Below are 21,111 nucleotides of genomic sequence, written 5' to 3' on the forward strand. Positions count from 1 at the left end.
GGAAAAACAATGCCAAATATTCGTGAGCGTAAAAAGCGCGAAACTAAAGATTGGCTGGCGCAAGTAGCTACTTAGATGCTGCTGAACATGGCATTCACGGAGTGAGTCCGGCAGAGGTATCTAAAATTGTGGGCGTCTCAACCTGTACCTTCCACAATTATTTCCCCACCCGCGAAGATGCTGTGGCACACCATATGAGCAAAGTGTTGGCTTCTTGGCCAGATAATATTGCCGAGGCACCTGCAGATTGGGACATCATCAAGGTATTGGTGGAAACCACCAAGTCCAATATCCAAGGTGATAGCGAGGATGATTTTACCTACGCTGACGTGCTGATTCTTTCAGTCACCTTGAGCAACCTGGGCAATATGAAGCCACATGACTTTGTTATTGCCGGGTTGCGTGGGGCAGCAGAAGCCTTGTCCAAACGTGCAGGCCTTTATGAGATTCCGGATGAGCACTTGGTGATGGTGCACTTTGCTTGGGAGGCAGTGCACGGCGCAGTGTTGGGCGCGCATGGGGCAGATGACACGGAATCTGCCTTCATGCCTTTGTTTAGAGCAGCCATCACCACCGTGGAGCGAGTCTTACGTGAGGGTCTTTTTGAGTTCCCGGAGGGTGTTTAGCCCACAGTTGCAGGTACTGGGGAGGTAGCGGGAGCTGCCTCTTTTTGTACTCGCATCCATACGATGAAGCCCCAGGCTACAAAGACGCCGTAGACCAGGTAAAGCACTGCGGAAGGGTAGTAACCGGCTAGGAAGAGTAGTGGTACACCAACGATGTCCACGCCGATCCAAATCAGCCAAAACTCAGTCCAACCGCGTGCCATGCCATAGGTGGCCAAGATGGATCCCACAAAGATCCACGCATCAGCCCACGGGCCCCAAGATCCCAGTGCTTGGAAGATCCAGGCGAATCCGAGGGTGCCCACAATTGCTGCAATGATCAGGCCGGTGCGCTCCTTAGGTGAAGCCCAGCGGGGTTGTACGGCAGCATTTTCTGAATCACCGGCAGCGGCGTGGCGACGGGTTTTAGACCACTGATACCAGCCAAAAACGCTGACGGTAATGAACATAATTTGGCGGCCAGCTTGGCCATAAAGATCAAGGTTTTGTGGGGTGTGGAAGAGTCCACCCATAAACACGGTGAACAATAAAACATTGCCCACGATGCCAATTGGCCAGGCCCAGACTCGGCGCTTCATACCTGCCCATGCGGAGAGCAGTCCAAAAACATTTCCAATAATCTCGCGCCACAGGATGGGTACTCCACCGATCCAGAGGGTGGCGTCGAGCAATTCAGTTATCGGATTCATGATTAATTCCCCTAAAAGGATTCAAAGCCATGTAATCCTCGGGGCTTGTCTTTCCGGGTTCTAAAAAACACCTTTGAAAGAGGCCTAAAATCCAATTTCAAAAAATGCGTCTTAAAAACCGCGGTTCTCTTTCATCCGGACTATGACCGTCGGCTCCGGAATCACACCGGATCTGCTGACCTGCATCTTTTTAAGGAAGCAGCGCTCGCGGGCTGAGGAGCTTATATCGGATAAACACCTATACCGCCGGTGGGGAATTACACCCCGCCCTGAGAACATTTCTCACTATAGTACTTTCCGCGGAAAGTGTGAAGAGGTTTAACCACAATGGAAGAAATGAACGCAAGGTGACCGGTTCATGAAACTTTTTCAAGTCACCGGACACCGGCATAAGACATAACTACCGTGGCGTTCAAGCCCATTAAAGGAGGACTTGTGACCACCACCTATCCGAACTTTCTTGAAAACTCTTCGCTTTCGCATGATGCAGAGCACTGGGACAGGGAAGGAGGTGCACAAGTAGCAGACACATCCACCAAGACCATGACCTATGTTCTAGATACCTCAGTTTTATTATCTGATCCAGTATCTTTAACTCGGTTTGCAGAGCACGATGTTGTGCTGCCCATCGTTGTTATTACAGAACTTGAAGCCAAGCGCCACCACCCGGAGCTTGGCTTTTTTGCACGCCAAGCCCTGCGTATGTTGGATGAACTCCGCGAAGTCCATGGTGATCTATCCAAGCCACTGCCCATTGGGGAAGAAGGCGGGCATATTCACGTAGAACTTAATCACCAAAATGTTGAAGCATTACCTGCCGGTTTCCGCCTCGGTGATAATGACACCCGCATTTTGGCTGTGGCTAAAAACCTGCAGCAAGAAGGCCATGACGTGGTCTTGGTTTCTAAAGACCTACCCATGCGTATTAAGGCATCAGCCAGTGGCATTGCAGCGCAGGAATATCGTGCAGCACTCGCTCGCGATAGGGGATATACCGGAATCACCCACGCCAATATCAGCAATGAGCAGCTCAGTGAGCTTTATGAGGTAGGCGAGGTTAAGATTCCCGAGCTTGAACACCTGCCCATCAATCATGGTTTTACGCTGAAATCCCACAGCGGTTCTGCGCTGGGCCGGATGAATGTGCACAAGGTTGTTGAGCTGGTTCCTGGCGATCAACAAGTTTTTGGCATTAATGGCCGCAGCGCAGAACAGCGCATTGCCATTGATCTGCTTAATGATGATGAAGTGGGCATTGTGTCCCTCGGCGGCGCGGCCGGTACCGGTAAGAGTGCCCTTGCTTTGTGTGCTGGTTTGGAAGCGGTTTTGGAGCGCCGCATTCAGCGCAAGATTATTGTCTTCCGCCCACTTTTTGCCGTCGGCGGCCAGGAACTCGGCTATCTGCCTGGTGACCAGGATGAAAAGATGGGCCCCTGGGCTCAAGCAGTGTTTGACACCCTCGGTTCCATGGTGAGCCAAAACACTATCGACGAGGCCCTGTCCCGGGGACTCATTGAGGTGCTGCCCCTCACCCATATCAGGGGCCGTTCTTTGCATGATGCCTTTGTCATTGTGGATGAGGCACAGTCCTTGGAACGCAATGTACTGCTGACCATGCTCTCACGTATTGGCCAAAACTCCCGAGTAGTGCTCACCCACGATGTGGCCCAGCGCGATAACCTGCGGGTTGGCCGTTATGACGGCATTGTCTCTGTGGTGGAAGCACTTAAAGGCCACGAGCTTTTTGGGCATATCACCCTGCAGCGTTCGGAGCGTTCCCGAATTGCAGAGCTGGTAACTCAAGTTCTCGACGCACCTTCCCTATAGGCCCCATAGAAAAATCCCCAGCAGCTGTGAAAACACAGTTGCTGGGGTTTTGCGTCGAAAAGCACAGTTTTAAGCGCTGAGTGGCACTACGCCAACCAGGATGGAGACCGCAAGCATCGCAATGGAGACCACGCCTGCACGCCACAGCACCTTCTTATGGTGATCGCCGAGGTTGACATTAGCCAGGGAAACTAACAGCAAGATCGCTGGAACCAGCGGGCTTTGCATGTGAACTGGCTGGCCGGTGATGGAGGCGCGAGCCATTTCAACGGGGGCGATGCCAAAGTGGGAAGCGCTCTCAGCAAGCACCGGCAAGATACCGTAGTAGAAAGCATCATTGGACATAAAGAAGGTCATTGGGATGGAGAGCAAACCAGTGATCACAGCCAGGTGCGGTCCCATGGAAGCCGGGATTACCGTGGTGATCCAAGTAGCCATGGCATCCACCATGCCGGTGCCGTTAAGCACACCAACCAGCACGCCGGCTGCCAAAACCATGGAGACCACGCCAACAATGCTGGAGGAGTGAGCCAGCATTTCAGTTGCCTGATCCTTCACCTTTGGGAAGTTCACTGCCAGTGCTAGGCCAGCGCCCACCATGAAGATGAAGGCTAGTGGGAAGATATCGGCAACCAGCAAGACCATGACGGCTGCGGTAAGAATCGCATTGAACCAGAAGAGCTTGGGGCGCAGGGTCGCGCGGTGGGGATCAAGCAGGGTGTCAGTCATGTTCTCGGTGAGGGTGGATTCATCGAGGTTAATGTGCTTTTCTTCTTGATCAGCACGCTCTTCTACCAAGATGCCGCCGCCAGTTGGGCCGGTTTTATCGCCCGGGGTTCCGGTTTGTGGAGTACGGGGAGCAGCGCCAGCACCGCCGAGAGGCTCATCGGTATCTGCATCTGCTGGGCCACCGAAGCGGGAGGAATCAATCTTGCCCAAACGCTTGCGCTCAGAAAGGCCCAAGAACCATGCAAAAAGGAGGGAAATAACAACACCGGCGATGAGGGAGGGAACCATAGGAACAAAAACTTCTGCCGGATCCAGACCAAGTGCAGAGGCAGCGCGTACAGTTGGGCCACCCCACGGCAGGATATTCATAGTGCCGTTAATTAAACCAGCCACACATGTAAGAACCACAGGGCTCATGCCCAGACGCAGGTAGATCGGCAGCATGGCAGAGGTGGTGATGATGAAAGTGGTGGAGCCGTCACCGTCGAGGGAAACTACACCAGCCAAAATGGCGGTGCCCAGCACAACCTTGGCAGGATCATCGTGTAGTACGCGGGTGATGGCGCGGATCAGTGGATCAAAAAGTCCAACGTCAATCATGATGCCGAAGAACATGATGGCAAACATCAACAGCGCTGCGGTTGGCGCCATGTCTTTGATGGCATCAAGTGCCATATCGCCCAGGCCTAGGCCAGCGCCGGCGATAAGTCCGAAGATGGTGGGTACCAACAACATGGCAACCATAGGAGTGAGGCGACCCAACATGATCAGTGTCATGAAGGTCAAGATCATGGAGAAGCCGAGTACTACCAGCACGCCGTCTGAAGGCGTGTGGCTAATCGCGTAATCTGCGGCTAGAAGTATTGTTGAGCTGCTCATCGCTGCCCTTCCTGAGAGTTCTTGTTGAGAGTTCTGAAGAACCCTCGTATCGAAAGCCCCGAGTGTTCTACTTTGCGCTTGGCAGTCTAAGGTGGCGTGGGTCACGTCAAAAGTCTTGTGTGCATTAGCTGAAGTTGTGTGCAAAAGAAGAGTTTTGCGCATTGTGCTCACATACTTTCCGAAGTAAAAGCCCAGGAAAGTTAATGTGGGCGGGGTCACCCCCGGGGGTGTCTAGGTCGTAGTTTGTGAATTTTAAGGAGGTGGGTAAGATCCGCTTTGCTACCCGAATTCTGGTTATCCAGATCCTCACGGTCGCACTTGTTGTCAGCGTCTGTGCCGGAATTACCGCTGTCCTAACCATGGATCAGCTCAAAACTGAAGCGGAGCATTCCGCACTTGCTATCAGTCGCTCTGTTGCTGCCAACCCCCAGGTCAGAGCAGAGGTAGCAGTCGATACTTTCAGTGGTGCTAATCCCAGCGCCACCGTCTTGGCAGCTGGAAACTTACAAGAATTTGCACGGGCCACAGCTGAGAGCACCGGTGCCCTTTTTGTGGTGATCACCGATGGCAATGGCATACGTCTGGCACACCCTGACCCCACACGTTTAGGAGAAGTAGTAAGCACCAGCTTCGCAGCAGCTATGCGCGGGGAGGAAACCACCTCCTGGGAAACCGGCACCCTGGGCAATTCCGCGCGTGCCAAAGTTCCCATTTTCGCGCCGGGTAGCAGCACCCCAGTAGGGGAGGTGAGCGTGGGATTTGAACGTGAAAGTGTGTACTCCCGCCTGCCAGTTATTTTGTTTTCTCTGCTGGCGGTCTCTATATTGGCGCTGCTTATCGGGGTGGCCGTAGCATTTTTATTACGCCGACACTGGGAAAGAATCACCCTCGGCCTGCAACCTGAAGAACTCATTACCCTGGTCCAAAACCACACCGCCGTGCTCGAAGGTATTGACGAGGGCGTGCTCGCCCTCCACCCCGATGGCACCATCGGCGTACACAACAAGCAGGCGCAAGAGATCCTGGGCGCCGGCCCCATGCGCGGGCGCACCCTTAAAGATTTAGGGCTTGACGACGAAAACCTGGATGCAATATTCAAGGCACAGCGTCCCGAAGCAGTAGTACACAATGGTCGAATTCTCTATGTGGCATCCCATCCGGTGCACCGCGGCGAACAAACCCTGGGACATGTAATCACTATTCGCGATCGCACCGACATTATTGAACTTAGTGAACGCCTGGACTCCGTGCGGAATATGACCCACGCTTTAAGAGCTCAAAGACACGAGTTTGCTAATCGAATCCACACAGCAACAGGGCTTATTGATGCCGGACGAATTGGAGAAGCCGCGGACTTCCTAGGTGAAATCTCCAAAAATGGAGGCCAATCCCATCCGCTCATTGGCGCAGCTCACCTGAATGAAGCATTCTTAAGTTCCTTCCTCAACACTGCTTCTATCACCGCCTCGGAACGAGGTGTCAGCCTTAAAGTCAGCGCAGATACTTTGGTACTGGGAGAGGTAAAAGCTGCCGAAGATGTGGCCACTATCTTGGGTAACCTTATAAATAATGCAGTTTCTGCAGCTGTACAAGGTGATGAACCACGCTGGGTAGAAATCACTTTGCTTGATGATCGCGATACCTTAGCCATTAGTATTGCCGATTCCGGACCTGGAATTGCTGCCGGTGTTGATGTTTTTGCGGCAGGCGCTGAGCAAAAAACAGCAGAAGATAATGTAGAGATTCATGGCCATGGCATTGGCCTAAAATTAAGCCGCGCACTTGCTCGCTCCCACGGTGGCGACCTGTGGGTTATCGATCCCGGTTCCACTGCCGGGGCTGTATTTGGTGTGCAACTACCTGGAGTAATGGAGGAAAAATGAAAGATAAAACGCTGCAGGTTTTAGTTGTTGATGATGATTTCCGCGTTGCTGGAATCCACGCCTCCATTGTGGATCAAGCCCCTGGATTTAGTGTGCTCGCAACTGCACGCACCATGGCGGAAGCCGCTGTTCATATCGCCAACTCCACTCCAGATTTACTGTTGGTTGATGTTTATCTTCCCGATGGTGATGGCATTGAACTAGTACGCACCCACAACATTGATGCGCTCGTGTTAAGCGCTGCCGATGATGCGCATACTGTGCGCCGTGCCCTGCAAGCTGGAGCTTTAGGATATTTACTCAAGCCTTTTCCGCAAAAAAGACTTGTTGAAAGGCTTGATTCCTATGCTCGCTATCGTCATGTTATGTCCGGATCACCGGGACTATCCCAAGAAAAAATTGATCAAGGTCTAGCCATTTTGCACGGTTCCCAAACCACCTCGGCAAACTCCCGCTCGGCCACTGAACAACTGCTTCTTGATGCCCTGCAAGGGCAGGAAATTTCTGCGGCAGAAGCTGCGGAAATAGCGGGAGTATCACGTGCGACGGCGCAACGTCGATTAGCAGCAATGGCGAACCAAGGAGTGGTGGAAGTTCGCCTCAAATATGGACAATCAGGACGTCCAGAACACCTTTATTCCCGCCCTGAGCTTTAAGAAGGTGCTGTTGCAAAGTTGGGCGGAGGAGCGGCGAAGACTCAGTTTCTCATTCCCTGATGGCCGCTGCGTGTGGGCGTTGTCAGGCCGTCTCGAAGATCCGGTTGACGATCACCGCGTCCGGGTTTGGTTGCCCGTGAGGTCAAACATCGTCCCCTGACTTTTCCGCAAGCAGTGCATCGCTTCTATCCCTTTCAGAGTCCGGTAGGAAAACGTTAGGTTTTTGAACACCCCCTTCGGCCCCAGGATCGGTTTCAATGACGTTGTTGAGATACTTCATCTGCCGGTGTTCCACTGCCGGTGTTCCACTGTCGGTGGGCAGATGCCTTCTTCCTTGAGCTCGGAGATCGCCTTGGCCAGGAGACGCTTCGCTGTTGCGATATTGCGTTTCGGGGAGAGATAAAAGTCCAGGGTCTGCCCACCGGTGGTGATCGCCCGGCAGGCTACGCTTAGTCATCATTTCTATGAGATCGCGGTAGCTCACCTCGTAGCGGTAGTACTATCGCACCGTCTATAGGATGATTTCTCGAGGGAAATGACGACCGGAGAAGATGTCTATGGCTGTGATTATTTCACGCAGGTCTTTCTACTGCCCCAACTTTGCAACAGCACTGCGCAATATGGGTTGGACCATCACTGAAGAGCAAGAACAAGATATCTACTACCTGTGGAAGGTAGTGGGTCGCATGGTTGGTATCGCTGAGGATCTCATGGAAGGCAATGATGACATTGCATCTTCCGAGCGCACCATGGATGCCATTCACTCCGTTGATGGCGAACCAGATCAAGCATCCCAGGATCTTGTTGATGCTTTGATGACGGGCTTTGTGGTCAACGTCAATGCGCTTACTGAGGTTCCAGAAGAGTCCTTGGCTGATTGGACTGATGCATACAGTCGCATCATTCATAGCGATGAGATCGCAGATAGTTATGGCGTGGCAAAGTCCCTGATGCTTCCAATCATTCAGATGAAAACTGAAGCCCGTGCTGAGCGCTATAACTTGCTGCGTGCAAACTCAGAAGCATTGCAGGCGGAAATTGAAAAAGATGAGCAGATGCTCATCGCGCTGCTAGATGATGAGGCTGCGTATCTCAAGCAAGACAACGGAATTGTCACCAAAGCTAGCGCCTAAGACTAAGAGAGAAAAAGTTATTGGCCTGCGTGGCTAAAAACCTTGACTCAACCCCCGCTCTGACCTTAAAGCAGTAGCAAAGGTCGGTAGCGTGGGGACACAAGTTCAAAAAAGTAGTTTGAAACACATTTTCTTCCTAATGAAAGGCAAGGCACTTAAATGTCAGTTCAGTACCGCGTGCAGAACCCAGTAAACAATGAGATTGTTGAGACCTTCGAGTCTCCTACCGATGAGCAGATCCAGGAGATCCTCGCAAAGTCTGCTGAGGCTTTTAAGACCTGGCGCAACACCACCATTGAAGAGCGCGCAACCATTGTTTCCCGTGCCGCTGAATTGCTCCGCGAGCGTCGAGTAGAGCTTGCCAAGATTGCTGCCGAGGAAATGGGCAAGGCAACTCCACAGGGCGAATGGGAGATCAACTTCTCCGGCGATATCCTGCAGTTCTACGCGGATAACGCTGCAAAACACTCCGCTGACCTGCCAATTGAGAACATCGATGGCGGCAAGGCAATTGTGCGTCGCCTGCCACTTGGCCCGCTGCTGGGGATCATGCCATGGAACTACCCTTACTACCAGGTAGCCCGTTTCGCTGGCCCTAACTTGATGAACGGCAACACTGTCATCTTGAAGCACGCAGAAATTTGCCCTAAGTCTTCTGCTGCAATGGAGCAGGTATTCATCGATGCAGGCGTGCCAGAAGGCGTGTTCATCAACGTTTATGCCACCCACGAGCAGATCTCTACCATCATTGCTGACCGTCGTATTCAGGGTGTTTCCCTCACCGGTTCCGAGCGCGCAGGTTCCATCGTTGCAGCTCAGGCCGGTAAGGCACTGAAGAAGTGCGTTCTGGAGCTCGGTGGCACCGACGCCTACATCATCCTCGACACCGCAGACGTCAAGGCTGCAGCTGAAGAGGCATGGGCAAAGCGTATTGAAAACGTTGGCCAGGCTTGTACCTCCAACAAGCGCATCATCGTCATGGCAGATATCTACGATGAATTCGTAGATGAAATGGTCAAGATTGCTGAGAGCTTCACCAAGGGCGATCCTCGCAACTCTGGCGCTAATGAGTACTACCCAATGTCTAGCCGTCAGGCTGCAGAAAACCTCAATGACCAGGTACAGCGTGCAGTTGCTGCAGGTGCAAAACTGCGCACCGGCGGCGTGCTGGATGAGCAGGGCGCATACTTCTCCCCAGCAGTGCTTACCGATGTTCCAGTGGGATCCGATTCCTACTATGAGGAATTCTTCGGCCCAGTTGCTGAGGTCTACAAGGTTAATTCCGATCAGGAAGCAATCGAGCTGGCCAACAACTCCAACTATGGCCTCGGCGGATCTGTTTTCGCTCAGGATGAGGAGCGCGCTAAGCAGGTTGCGGACAAGGTTGAAACCGGCATGATCCACGTGAACCTAGGTCAGGCATTCAGCCCGGCACTTCCATTCGGTGGCATCAAGAACTCCGGCTTTGGCCGCGAGCTGTCAGTCCTTGCAATGGATGAGTTTGTGAACAAGCAGACCTTCTACGTAAACGACTAGCTTTTAACGCTTTTCGACGAAAAGATGAATCTTTTCGTCGAAAAGCGTTATTTTTTTGTAATTTGCCAGGCGCGCAGCGCTAAATGGATATCAAAGGAGCGGGGACCGGTAGCCCAATCGGCGCCGATAATGCTAGAAATCTTATCGATACGCTGGCGCACAGTATTGGAATGGACAAAAAGCGTTTTGGCAGTGGCCGCAATATTGCGCGCATTATCAAAATAAGTCACCGCAGTGGTGGCCAACTCCGCATTATTGCGCTGATCAAATTCCAATAACGCACCCACCGTATCCGCGATAATCTCCTGCAGCGAAACTTTATCTAGCCCCAAGAGCAGACCTAACGACCCAAAAGTAGTGGGGGTTGCCACCTCATTAAATAACTGCAGGGACTGCATACTGGTTGCCAAAGTAATGGCTCGGTTATGTGCTTTAGCAACTTCATCGAGGTCATGCGGGATTTCCACGGCGCCAATATGGATCTTAAAGTTTTCCGCATTAAGCCAATCCATCAGATTTGCCAGTGCGTCTTCCACTCCTTGCGGCGCTTCAAAAAGTACACAGAGCCGGTTTTCATATTCAAAAACCACATCATTAGCTGCCAGATGCTGCTTAATGGCGCGAGCTTGGGGCAGGGCAGTGGGTGCAACCAAAACCGCCAGGTACACATTGTTATTTTTGGCCAAATTAAGCCCGGTCATGCGCTTAATTCTTAAAAGATCTTCTTCCACGGCCGTACCTGCAATAAAACGGCGCAGTAGATCATCAACTTGTCGGCTTTCTGCTTCCACCACGGCTTCCCTAAACAGCACAATGGTGGCAAAAGCCTGGGCGGCGCGGTGCAAAATTGCAGCTTGATGGCCCTGTACTCCGCGATTTACGCAGATGGCACCAAGTTGGCGCTGATTAAAAGAAATAGCCAATACGGAAAAACCGTCCTCGTGAACAATTTCTCCCGCCTGATGTGAGCGCGTGATGAGAGATTTAATGAGTTCTTCGGTGGGCTTAGGATTTGCGGCGCTATCTTTGCCACTTTCCGAAAGGAAGCCACCTTCGCGATAAAACCACACTTCGCAATCAAGAGCATGGTTAACAACTTCCCGAATTGCCTTTAATTGAGTGCCTCTAGAAAGCACCTCCATTAGCTGCGAATCTGCCTCAGATAAGGCGCGCAGTTGAGTGACCTGCAGCTGGCTTCTTTCATTTGCCTTTCTTAAAGCCGCCACATTTTGTTCTAGATCGGCGATGAGCTGCGAGGTTTCCATTGCCACCGAGGTCATGGAGGCTAGCGAATCCAAGATGATTTTTTCTTCTGCGGTATAACGCCGTGGCCGACGATCACCCACCATCAAAGTGCCGATGATCTCTCCATTAATAACCAATGGTGCACCCATAATTCCGCGTACGCCTTCACCACGTACTACCTCATCAACATGGGGAGTACGGCTGAGTTCAGGATCTGAACCTTGATCATAAGTCCAGGAAACCTGCTTAGTTTGGGCAACATTTCCAATAACGCCGATGCCCAAGGGGATTTCCACGGCGCGGAATTCCTCCGTAATAACCCCGGAGGTGGTGAGTACTCGGGTGATTTGATCATCAAGATCATTAATACTGATATACGCCACGTCCGAACGGATAATGCGCCGGCTACTTTCCACCAGCTCATCGAGCACTTTATCTTTATCTTCACCACGGGAAAGATTTTTGGCGGTACCCATTACCGATAGTGCAATATCGCGCCAATGCCGCTCGGAGCTAATGCTATTTTCTACCGCGCGCACAATATCTAACTCTTGAGCGCTTAATTGTGAATGAAGATCTTCAGGCACCGCTCTGCCGGACCACATGCGTTCTAAAATCTCGACAAGCTGGCTCATCTGATCCTCATTTCAAAAAATTATCACCTGGCATTAGTAGCTGCACGTATTAATTACCCTAGGTTAGCGCTCGAAATAGCAAAAAGTGCTCAATCCGCACAGGGAAAGAGCACTTTTTAGGCGAGAAGTGAAGCTTTACTTATTCTTTGGAGCGAAGACCAAAGCGCCAGCGATAGCAGCCATGAAGAGATCCTTGGAAATAGCAATGCCATCCTGTGATGGGCGGATGCCGTCTTCCTGGGTCATTACTGGATTGCGGAAGTAGATAGCCAGCAGGCCGGCAGAGAAAACACCAAGTCCCAGACCAGCGATACGGTTGGAAACCACTGGGGTAAGTAGTGCTGCGCCAATGCCGAGCTCGGAGTAAGAAACAACCTTGCCGAAGGTCTTAGCATCCAGGTTGGATACCGGTGGAACACCAGTTGCTGCGAGGCCTTGAATGCCGGCTGCAGCTTCGGATGGAAGGTTCATCTTTCCGTAGCCGGATTGTAGAAGATATGCGCCAGAGACGCCACGCAAAATTGCATTAGAAATGCTCATTTAAAAATCCTTAAATTGTGTTGATGATTCATTTCAACTTTAGCGACGAGCTGAAGACGGTGTTGTGAAGCATCCACGTAGCACTTCTAAGGTTTTTTAAAGAACAAGCACTTCAGGATTTGATGGCGATGGCCGAAGTGCTGGTGAGTTGCACTTACTTAGCTAATTACAGTCCTGCGGGGTGGAAGTGATCAAAAACTTCTATTTCCTACTTGACAGCATAAATTGAATGGTGTTCAAGGTTGTTGAGTTGTCCATTATGGGGCGGGGAAGAGTTTAGCCTTTAGCTCCATTGCTCTGGTTTTAGGTATATTTGGGCCTCAATGCACAGTGTATTAAATTTGAATAAATATAGCTTTATATGCCTTTTTATTATTTTGCACCGAGTTTCCTTGGTTAAGGTTCTATTTGGGGGAGGGAATCGGCTTAAAGACTTGCCAATATTGGCTGCTAAGGCAGTGTGGGACCTGTTTTGAAAGCTTGAAAGTATTTCAAAATATGCCAAAAGTGGAGAAAATTAATATTAATTCAGTCTATTAATGTAGGAACTTACATTAAATAACGTAGACTACAATCGGCTAACTCTGTAATATATGTCTCACTTCCTTTTGGAAGATCCTTACTGGAATCCAGAAGATTCAAGGTGGTTCAAGAGATAAAAGGGAATTGGGATATCTGTTATAAACGTCAGTTTTGGCGCTTTCCACCCGACAATCTCAGTTAAATCTCAGTGGCTACAAGATTCAGATTTTAGTTAGATAAACCCTCTGCTACTCCCTGGTGAGAAGGAGTCCTGCAGAGATCCTGAGCCTCAATTGTGGTTCCGGCTTCTATCTCAGGTTTCTCAAAATTTATAAGAACAAAGAGTTCATGTGGATCTTCACAGTTCCAGTGGGTTCATCGAAGAAACCGTTGAAAATCAGCCTTTTCAACATTCGATCCAAAAAGGAAAAATACAATGACTCAATCAGCAGCAGTACGCAATAACGTGCACCCGCCCGGAGCCGTTGATAGCAAGCAGAGCCGCCGCTCACTTCGCGCAAGTACTATTGGCCAGCTTTTGGAATGGTATGAGTGGAGCTCCTACGCGGTGTTTGCACCATTCATTGCGGTAGCAATGTTTGATAAGAGCAACCCTGCTTCTGCATTGTGAAAGCGATTGCGCCTGGTTATTTTGAAACTGATTTCACCGTGGCGCACCGCCAAGCTTCCGAGCGTGAGGCGCAGATGATGCAGCGTGTGCCGGCGCATCGCTGGGGCAAGGCCGAGGAGCTGGGCGGTGCGGTGGTTTTCCTGGCCTCCGACGCCTCTACCTTCGTATCTGGTTCGACCCTGACCGTTGATGGCGGTTGGCTTGCCCGTTAAAACCTAAAACTTGCTTGTCGACGCGCCGATGCAGGCGAGTATGCAGGTACGCAGCTGAGCTGCGGGCGCCCGCGCTGCTGTCGACGTGCTGCCGGCGTTGGTGCCGGTACTGGTGGAAATTTTAAGAGAAATCTAATTGAACAGTGTATTGAACGGTGTTCAATTTGGTGTTAGAATGTGTTCCACTTAATAAAATTCTAAGGGGAGTGCTGTATGTCTATTCTTGAAACCGCCCGGCAGCAAGTCCTGGAGCAAGGCGTTGGCCTAAACCAAGAGCAACTTATTGAGGTCTTTAATTTGCCCGAGGATCAGATTCCAGAGCTTATGGAATTGGCCCACCAGGTTCGTTTGAAGTGGTGTGGTGAAGAAATTGAGGTTGAAGGAATCATCTCCCTCAAGACTGGTGGCTGCCCAGAGGATTGCCACTTCTGTTCCCAGTCTGGACTTTTTGAATCCCCAGTGCGCTCGGTGTGGCTTGATATTGCGCAGTTGGTAGAAGCTGCAAAGCAAACTGCAAAGTCTGGTGCTACCGAGTTCTGCATCGTCGCTGCAGTAAAGGGGCCTGATGAGCGCCTGATGAAGCAGCTAGAAGATGCAGTTGCTGCCATTCACGCTGAAGTGGATATTGAGGTCGCCGCATCTATTGGCACCTTGACCCAGGAGCAAGTTGAGCGTTTGGCCAAGGCCGGCGTGCACCGTTATAACCACAATCTGGAAACTGCACGTTCCTATTTCCCTGAGGTTGTTACTACTCACACCTGGGAAGAGCGTCGCGATACTTTGCGCATGGTGGCCGAGGCTGGCATGGAAGTTTGCTCCGGTGGCATTTTAGGCATGGGTGAGACCATTGAACAGCGTGCCGAGTTTGCAGTGCAGCTGGCAGAGCTCAACCCACATGAGGTTCCGATGAACTTCCTGGATCCACGCCCGGGCACTCCTTTTGCTGATCGTGAGCTTATGGATAGTCGCGATGCGCTGCGTGCCATCGGCGCTTTCCGCCTGGCCATGCCACACACCATGCTGCGTTTTGCCGGTGGTCGCGAACTCACCCTTGGTGAAAAGGGTGCCGAGCAGGGACTTTTGGGTGGCATTAATGCACTGATCGTGGGCAATTACCTCACCACCCTGGGGCGCCCTATGGAAGAAGATCTTGACATGATGGGCCGCCTGCAGCTGCCAATCAAGGTTCTTAACAAGGTCATCTAATGGTTGACGAGCTGCAATTTGCCATGTTGACCGGCATTAAGCCGGAGTTTCACCCCAATACTGGCCGTCCCTTCTCCGAGGACCAAGTCCTTTCACCTTCTGCACGCGCCGGCTACGAGGCGCCACGCTATTGCCAAATCTGTGGCCGCCGCATGAAGGTGCAAGTACGTCCCGATGGCTGGGATGCTCAATGCTCCCGTCATGGCGAAGTGGACTCTGCTTATTTGGGGCAACGCTAATGCGCGGTCTCCTTATTGACGGGGAGGGGCGCTGCGTTCACTATCACGGTCCCTTCGATGTGGTTGGCAACAAATGCGCCACCTGTAATCAGTGGTGGGCGTGTCATGCCTGCCATGAGGAACTTGCCGGCCACCCTTTCGGAAGAGTGCTTATCGACGACCCCTCGTCGCTGGAGTGCGGAAGTTGCGGGGAGTTGCTGTCCTATGGGCATGAACAATGCCCGCAATGCGGGCATCAATTTAACCCAGGGTGTTCACTGCACCGTGACTTCTACTTTCTGGTGCCAGAAAAAGTGGCTTGACCTGCAAAGTTGTGCAACCTAGCGGTCCCGTGTAACTTAGTGGAAGTCGCCGCGACCGACAACGCCCCGCCAGTCACACTGGTTGATGAGGCGGAAAGGAAAACAAGCGGATCGACAAACATAATCGATAGAAAACAGGAAAAACAAGGAATTTGCTTTCTTGACTACCAGTTACTAAGATTGATCAAGCTGCCAAACACCTACTCGAGATAAAAAATTGGGTTTGTTGTTGGTATGTGTATGTTGTTTGAGAACTCAATAGTGTGCCATTTATTTTATTATGTTTACCATAATCCCCAAACATGGTTTGGGGTTGGTCATGCCGGGTGGTGGGTTGCATATATCCCACCACTGTAAATAAGGAACATGCTCTTTGGGGTGTGTTTTAGTTTTTGTGCATGGTTGTGGTAGAACACTTTTGTTTCCCACTCTTTGACCCCGTCGGGTTGGTGGGGAACGTTTTTTGTTTTATTTTTATAACCATTATTTTTGGTTAACAGCCAGTCAATCACCCTTTTTTGTGGTGGTTGGTTGTTTGTTGTTGGCTGGGTTTTGGGCTTTTCACGGCCTTGATTTTTTTTCATATTTTGTGGAGAGTTTGATCCTGGCTCAGGACGAACGCTGGCGGCGTGCTTAACACATGCAAGTCGAACGATGAAGCTTAGCTTGCTAGGTGGATTAGTGGCGAACGGGTGAGTAACACGTAGGTAATCTGCCCTGCACTTTGGGATAAGCCTGGGAAACTGGGTCTAATACCGAATAGGACACACTATCTTTACGGTGGTGTGTGGAAAGCTTTTGCGGTGTGGGATGAGCCTGCGGCCTATCAGCTTGTTGGTGGGGTAATGGCCTACCAAGGCGTCGACGGGTAGCCGGCCTGAGAGGGTGTACGGCCACATTGGGACTGAGACACGGCCCAGACTCCTACGGGAGGCAGCAGTGGGGAATATTGCACAATGGGCGAAAGCCTGATGCAGCGACGCCGCGTGGGGGATGAAGGCCTTCGGGTTGTAAACTCCTTTCGCTAGGGACGAAGAGTTACATTGACGGTACCTGGAGAAGAAGCACCGGCTAACTACGTGCCAGCAGCCGCGGTAATACGTAGGGTGCGAGCGTTGTCCGGAATTACTGGGCGTAAAGAGCTCGTAGGTGGTTTGTCGCGTCGTCTGTGAAATCCCGGGGCTTAACTCCGGGCGTGCAGGCGATACGGGCATAACTTGAGTGCTGTAGGGGAGACTGGAATTCCTGGTGTAGCGGTGAAATGCGCAGATATCAGGAGGAACACCAATGGCGAAGGCAGGTCTCTGGGCAGTAACTGACGCTGAGGAGCGAAAGCATGGGTAGCGAACAGGATTAGATACCCTGGTAGTCCATGCCGTAAACGGTGGGCGCTAGGTGTAGGGGACTTCCACGTCTTCTGTGCCGCAGCTAACGCATTAAGCGCCCCGCCTGGGGAGTACGGCCGCAAGGCTAAAACTCAAAGGAATTGACGGGGGCCCGCACAAGCGGCGGAGCATGTGGATTAATTCGATGCAACGCGAAGAACCTTACCTGGGCTTGACATATACCGGATCGGCGTAGAGATACGTTTTCCCTTGTGGTCGGTATACAGGTGGTGCATGGTTGTCGTCAGCTCGTGTCGTGAGATGTTGGGTTAAGTCCCGCAACGAGCGCAACCCTTGTCTTATGTTGCCATCACGTGATGGTGGGCACTCATGAGAAACTGCCGGGGTTAACTCGGAGGAAGGTGGGGATGACGTCAAATCATCATGCCCCTTATGTCCAGGGCTTCACACATGCTACAATGGTCGGTACAGCGAGTTGCCACACCGTAAGGTGGAGCTAATCTCTTAAAGCCGGCCTCAGTTCGGATTGGGGTCTGCAACTCGACCCCATGAAGTCGGAGTCGCTAGTAATCGCAGATCAGCAACGCTGCGGTGAATACGTTCCCGGGCCTTGTACACACCGCCCGTCACGTCATGAAAGTTGGTAACACCCGAAGCCAGTGGCCCAACCTTTTAGGGGGGAGCTGTCGAAGGTGGGATCGGCGATTGGGACGAAGTCGTAACAAGGTAGCCGTACCGGAAGGTGCGGCTGGATCACCTCCTTTCTAAGGAGCTTTAAATAAACTCATCCTCAACAGTTGTTGGGTTGTATGGGTTGTTGGTGTTGGAACCCATGTGTGGTTGCCATCAACACAAATTAATCGGGTGGAGATGACCCTTGGTGTGGTAAACACTTCTCTCTGTGGGGGAAGATAAAAATAGGTGGCATGCTGTTGGGTGTCTGAAATGACATGTAATGTGTTGTTTCTTCATCAGATCATGATTATCCAGTGATTGTGCACGGTTGTGTGTGGTTGGTGGTGGTGATGGTGTGTTGTGTGAGAACTGTATAGTGGACGCGAGCATCTTTATTTTTTGTATATTTTTTTGTGTATCCGAACGTGACACACGATGAATGCTTGTTTGAGTGTTTGTTGGTGTGTTGTCTTAGTGTTTTGTTTTTAAGAGCACACGGTGGATGCCTTGGCATATCAAGCCGATGAAGGACGTGAGAGGCTGCGTTATGCCTCGGGGAGTTGCCAACTAAGCGTTGATCCGAGGATGTCCGAATGGGGAAACCCAGCTGCAGTAATGTGTGGTTACCTGCCGGTGAATATATAGCCGGTTGGGAGGTTTACACGGGGAAGTGAAACATCTCAGTACCCGTAGGAGAAGAAAACAATTGTGATTCCGTTAGTAGTGGCGAGCGAACGTGGATGATGGCTAAAGCTTATGTGTGTGATACCCGGCAGGGGTTACATGTAGGTGGTTGTGGGGTTACAGCGTGTGTGTTCTGCCGGACACTGGCACATGGTTAATTGATTAGTGGAAGTGGTGTGGAAACGCCTGCCGTAGAAGGTGATAGTCCTGTACGCGAAGATCAGTTGGTGTGTGTGGTTGTTTTTCCCAAGTAGCAGCGGGCTCGTGGAATCTGCTGTGAATCTGCCGGGACCACCCGGTAAGCCTGAATACTTGATATGACCGATAGCGGATTAGTACCGTGAGGGAATGGTGAAAAGTACCCCGGGAGGGGAGTGAAATAGTACCTGAAACCGTGTGCTTACAATCCGTCAGAGCCTCACTTGTGGGGTGATGGCGTGCCTTTTGAAGAATGAGCCTGCGAGTCAGCGGCATGTCGCGAGGTTAACCCGTGTGGGGTAGCCGTAGGGAAACCGAATCCTAATAGGGTGTGTTAGTGGCATGTCTTGGACCCGAAGCGGAGTGATCTACCCATGGCCAGTGTGAAGCAGAGGTAAGACTTTGTGGAGGCGCGAACCCACTTAGGTTGAAAACTGAGGGGATGAGTTGTGGGTAGGGGTGAAAGGCCAATCAAACTCCGTGATAGCTGGTTCTCCCCGAAATGCATTTAGGTGCAGCGTTGTGTGTTTCTTGCCGGAGGTAGAGCTACTGGATGGTTTAGCGGGACCAACATCTTAGCGACATCAGCCAAACTCCGAATGCCGGTAAGTCAGAGCACAGCAGTGAGACTGCGGGGGATAAGCTTCGTAGTCGAGAGGGAAACAGCCCAGATCGCCGGCTAAGGCCCCTAAGGGTGTGCTAAGTGGAAAAGGAGGTGGGGTCGCGAAGACAGCCAGGAGGTTGGCTTAGAAGCAGCCATCCTTGAAAGAGTGCGTAATAGCTCACTGGTCGAGTGATTCCGCGCCGACAATGTAGTGGGGCTTAAGCACACCGCCGAAGCCGCGGCAATGATACTTTATTGTGTTGTTGGGTAGGGGAGCGTCGTGCACGCGTTGAAGCAGCCTGGTAATGGTGTTGTGGAGTGTGTGCGAGTGAGAATGCAGGCATGAGTAACGAATGATGAGTGAGAAACTCATCCGCCGGATGACTAAGGGTTCCTGGGTCAAGTTAATCTTCCCAGGGTGAGTCGGGGCCTAAGGCGAGGCCGACAGGCGTAGTCGATGGATAACGGGTTGATATTCCCGTACCCGAGTGTGTGCGACCATGGTGAATCAGTGATACTAACCACCCGAATGCTTCCATGTGTCATCTTTGATGATGTGTGGTTGTGGTTTGCGTGGGACCTGATCTGGTAGTAGCTAAGTGATGGGGTGACGCAGTGAGGTAGCTAAGCCACTTATTGGATTGTGGTGTAAGCGTGTAGCACTGTTGGTAGGTAAATCCGCCAACTATTAATGTGTGAGGCGTGATGCAGAGCCCTTTTGGGGTGAAGTTGGTGATCCTGTACTGTCGAGAAAAGCCTCTAGCGATGTACATATTCGGCCCGTACCCTAAACCGACACAGGTAGTCAGGTAGAGAATACTAAGGCGTTCGGGTGAACTGTGGTTAAGGAACTCGGCAAAATGCCCCCGTAACTTCGGGAGAAGGGGGGCCATCATAGGTGAACACCTTTGCGGTGGGAGCGTGTGGTGGTCGCAGAGAATAGAGGGAAGCGACTGTTTACTAAAAACACAGGTCCGTGCGAAGACGTTTAAGTTGATGTATACGGACTGACGCCTGCCCGGTGCTGGAAGGTTAAGAGGACCGGTTAGCTGTTAAAGGCGAAGCTGAGAATTTAAGCCCCAGTAAACGGCGGTGGTAACTATAACCATCCTAAGGTAGCGAAATTCCTTGTCGGGTAAGTTCCGACCTGCACGAATGGCGTAACGACTTCCCTGCTGTCTCAACCACAGGCCCGGTGAAATTGCAGTACGAGTAAAGATGCTCGTTACGCGCGGCAGGACGAAAAGACCCCGGGACCTTCACTATAGCTTGGTATTGGTGTTTGATTCGGTTTGTGTAGGATAGGTGGGAGACTTCGATCATATGACGCTAGTTGTGTGTGAGTCGTTGGTGAAATACCACTCTGATCGGATTGAATGTCTTAACCTTGGCCCATGATCTGGGTTGGGGACAGTGCCTGGTGGGTAGTTTAACTGGGGCGGTTGCCTCCCAAAATGTAACGGAGGCGCCCAAAGGTTTCCTCAGCTTGGTTGGTAATCAGGTGGTGAGTGTAAGTGCACAAGGGAGCTTGACTGTGAGAGTGACAACTCGAGCAGGGACGAAAGTCGGGACTAGTGATCCGGCACCAACTTGTGGTTGTGGTGTCGCTCAACGGATAAAAGGTACCCCGGGGATAACAGGCTGATCTTCCCCAAGAGTCCATATCGACGGGATGGTTTGGCACCTCGATGTCGGCTCGTCGCATCCTGGGGCTGGAGTAGGTCCCAAGGGTTGGGCTGTTCGCCCATTAAAGCGGCACGCGAGCTGGGTTTAGAACGTCGTGAGACAGTTCGGTCTCTATCCGCCGCGCGCGTTGAAACTTAAGGAAGGCTGTCCCTAGTACGAGAGGACCGGGACGGACGTACCTCTGGTGTGCCAGTTGTTCCGCCAGGAGCAGGGCTGGTTGGCTACGTACGGAAGGGATAACCGCTGAAAGCATCTAAGCGGGAAGCCTGTTTCGAGATGAGGTTTCTTTTGAGGTTCCCTATAGATTATGGGGTTGATAGGCCAGATCTGGACGCATTGTAAGGTGTGGAGGTGACTGGTACTAATTTACCGACAACAAAACACAAACAACTTTAGGGTTGTTGGTGATACGCAAAACGTAACGAAAA

At 51.6% G+C, this 21,111-nt stretch carries 15 protein-coding genes, 2 rRNA genes, 2 pseudogenes and 1 riboswitch; of the genes and pseudogenes, 13 read left to right on the plus strand and 6 right to left on the minus strand.

What is annotated here, in order from left to right:
* Positions 1-101: 101 nt before the first annotated feature.
* Positions 102-626: a hypothetical protein gene (locus tag H924_RS00400; protein WP_162139368.1), complete on the plus strand. Its 525-nt coding sequence runs from the start codon at positions 102-104 to the stop codon at positions 624-626.
* Here the strand turns inward: H924_RS00400 and pnuC are convergent.
* Positions 623-1,315, minus strand: a complete 693-nt coding sequence (gene pnuC, locus H924_RS00405; RefSeq protein ID WP_015649995.1) for a nicotinamide riboside transporter PnuC — start codon at positions 1,313-1,315, stop codon at positions 623-625. The genes H924_RS00400 and pnuC overlap by 4 nt on opposite strands.
* 119 nt (positions 1,316-1,434) lie before the next feature.
* Positions 1,435-1,596: riboswitch (FMN riboswitch) on the minus strand.
* Between the two features lie 154 nt (positions 1,597-1,750).
* Here pnuC and H924_RS00410 point away from each other — a divergent pair.
* A complete protein-coding gene (locus tag H924_RS00410; protein WP_015649996.1) occupies positions 1,751-3,142 on the plus strand; it encodes a PhoH family protein in 1,392 nt (463 codons plus the stop codon).
* Between the two features lie 69 nt (positions 3,143-3,211).
* Here the strand turns inward: H924_RS00410 and H924_RS00415 are convergent, their stop codons facing one another.
* Positions 3,212-4,750: a CitMHS family transporter gene (locus H924_RS00415; protein WP_015649997.1), complete on the minus strand. Its 1,539-nt coding sequence runs from the start codon at positions 4,748-4,750 to the stop codon at positions 3,212-3,214.
* 245 nt (positions 4,751-4,995) lie between these two features.
* Between H924_RS00415 and H924_RS00420 the strand changes: the two genes are divergently transcribed.
* Positions 4,996-6,633 carry a sensor histidine kinase gene (locus tag H924_RS00420; protein WP_015649998.1) on the plus strand — a complete coding sequence of 546 codons (1,638 nt, stop codon included), beginning with the start codon at positions 4,996-4,998 and terminating at the stop codon, positions 6,631-6,633.
* A complete protein-coding gene (locus H924_RS00425; protein WP_015649999.1) occupies positions 6,630-7,289 on the plus strand; it encodes a response regulator in 660 nt (219 codons plus the stop codon). Before H924_RS00420 ends, H924_RS00425 begins: the two co-directional genes overlap by 4 nt.
* Before the next feature lie 82 nt (positions 7,290-7,371).
* On the opposite strand, the pseudogene H924_RS00430 reads toward H924_RS00425, so the two are convergent.
* A pseudogene (locus H924_RS00430) lies at positions 7,372-7,797 on the minus strand (hypothetical protein).
* A gap of 49 nt (positions 7,798-7,846) precedes the next feature.
* On the opposite strand from H924_RS00430, the gene H924_RS00435 reads away from it, so the two are divergent.
* Together H924_RS00435 and H924_RS00440 are read left to right on the plus strand one after the other, a co-directional pair.
* On the plus strand, positions 7,847-8,422 hold the full coding sequence (locus H924_RS00435; RefSeq protein ID WP_162139369.1) for an oxygenase MpaB family protein: 576 nt from the start codon (positions 7,847-7,849) through the stop codon (positions 8,420-8,422).
* A gap of 159 nt (positions 8,423-8,581) precedes the next feature.
* A complete protein-coding gene (locus H924_RS00440) occupies positions 8,582-9,958 on the plus strand; it encodes an NAD-dependent succinate-semialdehyde dehydrogenase (RefSeq protein ID WP_015650002.1) in 1,377 nt (458 codons plus the stop codon).
* Between the two features lie 47 nt (positions 9,959-10,005).
* Here H924_RS00440 and H924_RS00445 read toward each other — a convergent pair whose 3' ends face one another.
* A complete protein-coding gene (locus H924_RS00445; protein WP_015650003.1) occupies positions 10,006-11,838 on the minus strand; it encodes a helix-turn-helix domain-containing protein in 1,833 nt (610 codons plus the stop codon).
* A 135-nt stretch (positions 11,839-11,973) separates the two neighbouring features.
* Positions 11,974-12,378 (minus strand): hypothetical protein, encoded by a 405-nt coding sequence (locus H924_RS00450; RefSeq protein ID WP_015650004.1) that lies wholly within the window; start codon positions 12,376-12,378, stop codon positions 11,974-11,976.
* A gap of 958 nt (positions 12,379-13,336) precedes the next feature.
* Between H924_RS00450 and H924_RS14035 the strand changes: the two are divergent.
* The 5 genes and pseudogenes from H924_RS14035 to H924_RS13760 form a co-directional block, all read left to right on the plus strand.
* Positions 13,337-13,528, plus strand: a pseudogene (locus H924_RS14035) (MFS transporter); the annotation flags it as partial.
* Positions 13,528-13,743, plus strand: a complete 216-nt coding sequence (locus tag H924_RS00460) for an SDR family oxidoreductase (RefSeq protein ID WP_015650006.1) — start codon at positions 13,528-13,530, stop codon at positions 13,741-13,743. The pseudogene H924_RS14035 and the gene H924_RS00460, both read left to right, overlap by 1 nt.
* 213 nt (positions 13,744-13,956) lie before the next feature.
* Positions 13,957-14,949, plus strand: a complete 993-nt coding sequence (gene bioB, locus H924_RS00465) for a biotin synthase BioB (RefSeq protein ID WP_015650007.1) — start codon at positions 13,957-13,959, stop codon at positions 14,947-14,949.
* Positions 14,949-15,188 carry a biotin synthase auxiliary protein BsaP gene (bsaP, locus tag H924_RS00470; protein ID WP_015650008.1) on the plus strand — a complete coding sequence of 80 codons (240 nt, stop codon included), beginning with the start codon at positions 14,949-14,951 and terminating at the stop codon, positions 15,186-15,188. The genes bioB and bsaP overlap by 1 nt, the downstream gene beginning before the upstream one ends.
* A complete protein-coding gene (locus H924_RS13760) occupies positions 15,188-15,490 on the plus strand; it encodes a CHY zinc finger protein (protein ID WP_155861904.1) in 303 nt (100 codons plus the stop codon). Before bsaP ends, H924_RS13760 begins: the two co-directional genes overlap by 1 nt.
* A 317-nt stretch (positions 15,491-15,807) precedes the next feature.
* On the opposite strand, the gene H924_RS00480 is transcribed toward H924_RS13760, so the two are convergent.
* Complete coding sequence (locus H924_RS00480; protein ID WP_015650010.1) at positions 15,808-16,074, minus strand: hypothetical protein; 267 nt, start codon at positions 16,072-16,074, stop codon at positions 15,808-15,810.
* A 2-nt stretch (positions 16,075-16,076) separates the two neighbouring features.
* Here H924_RS00480 and H924_RS00485 point away from each other — a divergent pair.
* Together H924_RS00485 and H924_RS00490 are read left to right on the plus strand one after the other, a co-directional pair.
* Positions 16,077-17,600: ribosomal RNA gene (locus H924_RS00485) — 16S ribosomal RNA — on the plus strand.
* A 386-nt stretch (positions 17,601-17,986) separates the two neighbouring features.
* A 23S ribosomal RNA gene (locus tag H924_RS00490) occupies positions 17,987-21,068 on the plus strand.
* The 16S and 23S rRNA genes sit together here, the layout of an rRNA operon.
* Positions 21,069-21,111: the final 43 nt, after the last annotated feature.

This window comes from Corynebacterium callunae DSM 20147 (assembly GCF_000344785.1).
Lineage (GTDB): Bacteria > Actinomycetota > Actinomycetes > Mycobacteriales > Mycobacteriaceae > Corynebacterium > Corynebacterium callunae.

What these genes read in the sequence shown, in the direction of transcription:
- pnuC (WP_015649995.1), bottom strand. Translation starts at nt 1,315, where the DNA reads ATGAATCCGATAACTGAATTGCTCGACGCCACCCTCTGGATCGGTGGA.
- H924_RS00415 (WP_015649997.1), bottom strand. Translation starts at nt 4,750, where the DNA reads ATGAGCAGCTCAACAATACTTCTAGCCGCAGATTACGCGATTAGCCAC.
- H924_RS00425 (WP_015649999.1), top strand. Translation starts at nt 6,630, where the DNA reads ATGAAAGATAAAACGCTGCAGGTTTTAGTTGTTGATGATGATTTCCGC.
- H924_RS00435 (WP_162139369.1), top strand. Translation starts at nt 7,847, where the DNA reads ATGGCTGTGATTATTTCACGCAGGTCTTTCTACTGCCCCAACTTTGCA.
- H924_RS00440 (WP_015650002.1), top strand. Translation starts at nt 8,582, where the DNA reads ATGTCAGTTCAGTACCGCGTGCAGAACCCAGTAAACAATGAGATTGTT.
- H924_RS00445 (WP_015650003.1), bottom strand. Translation starts at nt 11,838, where the DNA reads ATGAGCCAGCTTGTCGAGATTTTAGAACGCATGTGGTCCGGCAGAGCG.
- H924_RS00450 (WP_015650004.1), bottom strand. Translation starts at nt 12,378, where the DNA reads ATGAGCATTTCTAATGCAATTTTGCGTGGCGTCTCTGGCGCATATCTT.
- bioB (WP_015650007.1), top strand. Translation starts at nt 13,957, where the DNA reads ATGTCTATTCTTGAAACCGCCCGGCAGCAAGTCCTGGAGCAAGGCGTT.
- bsaP (WP_015650008.1), top strand. Translation starts at nt 14,949, where the DNA reads ATGGTTGACGAGCTGCAATTTGCCATGTTGACCGGCATTAAGCCGGAG.
- H924_RS13760 (WP_155861904.1), top strand. Translation starts at nt 15,188, where the DNA reads ATGCGCGGTCTCCTTATTGACGGGGAGGGGCGCTGCGTTCACTATCAC.
- H924_RS00480 (WP_015650010.1), bottom strand. Translation starts at nt 16,074, where the DNA reads ATGAAAAAAAATCAAGGCCGTGAAAAGCCCAAAACCCAGCCAACAACA.